Consider the following 1,759-nt stretch of genomic DNA (forward strand, 5'->3'; position numbering starts at 1 on the left):
TCATGTCTTTTCATGCGCTCCATTTTATCAGCTCGGCACTTTACACACAATCCCTTAGTTTTAAAACAGACTCTAGGCCATATTGTCAAGAATTTTCGGCCCGCTGTCTACAGACGGCAAACTAGCGGCCTATACCGCTGTCTGTGGCCCATCAAAGCGGCGTATAGGGCCTATATTGCCGTCTGTGGAAGAATACCCCCCACAACGCCGCCGCCGCTGTAGGCCGCTTAAAATGCGTTGTAGAGGGTATTCACTCATAGTCTGGTTATGCTCCCAGCAGCTTATAGAATGTCGTTCGCTTTGTCCCTGTCAACTCCATAGCCTTTGTTGCGGTAATCTCTCCCGCTTTCCATTGGCCTATGACTTCTTCCCAGTTCGGCGGCTTTTGGGCTTTCGGTCTGCCTAACTCCACGCCCTTTACCTTTGCGGCGGCTATGCCCTCTGCCTGACGCTGTTTAATGCTGGCCCGTTCCTGTTTGGCTATCGTGCCTAATACCTCAATCAAAATATTGTTCACCATTTCAAAAACCCACTCTTGCCCCTCTGGTAAATCCATCATTGTTGTGGGGAGGTCTAGCACCTTTAGCCGGATACCCTCACTCTTGAAATACTCTAGTTCCTTCTTAATATCGCCTTTGTTGCGGCTCAACCTGTCAAGGGATTTAATAATCAGAGTATCGCCACGCCGTAACAAGCCGCTCTTTAATAGCTGGTAGCCTTTTCTTTCTAGGTCTTTTCCGCTCTCTTTATCTACAATGATATTTCTTTCTTCTATTCCCTGTTCGGCTAGTGCTATGTATTGCCTATCAATATTTTATTCCTTTGTGCTTACTCTTGCATATCCGAATACCTTACTATCCATTATTGCCGCTCCTTTGTTTTGTTGATGGTATTAGTATAGAAAAAGTGTTCGTGAATGTCAAGCGCTATTTGCGAATATCTGCAAATTGTTTTGCAGTTTTTACGAACACTAAAACAGCTTGTTTTTGCTAGATTTTCTAGTGTTCGTATTTGTATACTTTTACGGATAGTGTATCTACTCGTTTTCTTCAAGTAACAAATCAATGAACCTTTCTATAATTCTCATATTCCTTTTTGAGCATTTATCAATCTTTGTTGCTATACTCTCTTTCATATATTCATTACTTCTATAAACTGTATCAGTCAATATCATATCTGCTGTTACATCTAGTTCATTACAAATCATAATAAATGTTTCAAGACTAGGTACAGCTTTACCACATTCAATTCCACTAATATAATTGTTAGATAGTTCTAACTGTTCTGCTAGCTGTGCCTGTGTTAATTTCTTGTCAATCCTTGCTTTCTTTATTCTTGTTCCTACTTTCAGATAGTCTAATACCATAGCTTATCACCTCATTGTTACTTTCCCATGTATGCGGCGATAATGGAACAAAGTAATATCGAATATTTCGTAAATAGTTAGAATTTCAACAGAAATAGTATTGACCGACTTCTGTATTAGTGTTAAAATTCCAACATACCCAGCGAAACAACAAAATTAGACGGAGGTTAGACACATGAAGAAACTGCTAGCCCTTATCCTTGCGGCGGCTCTGGCCCTCTCTCTGGTGGCCTGCGGCGGCGATAGCGGAACAGGGGACACCAACGACACCAACACGCCCAGCACCGGAAACGGGGACACAACAAGCACAGACACGCCCAGCGGCGGTGGGGAAGATAGTACACCAGACGCAACAAGCAAACCGCAAGGTTTATCAATAGGCGATACAGCGGC

2 protein-coding genes and 1 pseudogene are annotated in these 1,759 nt (G+C 42.8%); 1 reads left to right on the forward strand and 2 read right to left on the reverse strand.

Annotated elements, in window-relative coordinates; translation table 11 throughout:
* Positions 1-265: 265 nt before the first annotated feature.
* Positions 266-811 carry a recombinase family protein gene (locus D1159_RS18795; RefSeq protein WP_347563738.1) on the reverse strand — a complete coding sequence of 182 codons (546 nt, stop codon included), beginning with the start codon at positions 809-811 and terminating at the stop codon, positions 266-268.
* Between the two features lie 225 nt (positions 812-1,036).
* A complete protein-coding gene (locus D1159_RS18800; RefSeq protein ID WP_161847111.1) occupies positions 1,037-1,366 on the reverse strand; it encodes a helix-turn-helix transcriptional regulator in 330 nt (109 codons plus the stop codon).
* 175 nt (positions 1,367-1,541) lie between these two features.
* Here D1159_RS18800 and D1159_RS18805 point away from each other — a divergent pair.
* Positions 1,542-1,759, forward strand: a pseudogene (locus D1159_RS18805) (hypothetical protein); the annotation flags it as partial.

Origin of the sequence: Pseudoflavonifractor sp. 524-17 (assembly GCF_009935845.1) — a bacterium.
In the GTDB taxonomy this organism is placed as follows: Bacteria; Bacillota; Clostridia; order Oscillospirales; family Oscillospiraceae; genus Pseudoflavonifractor_A.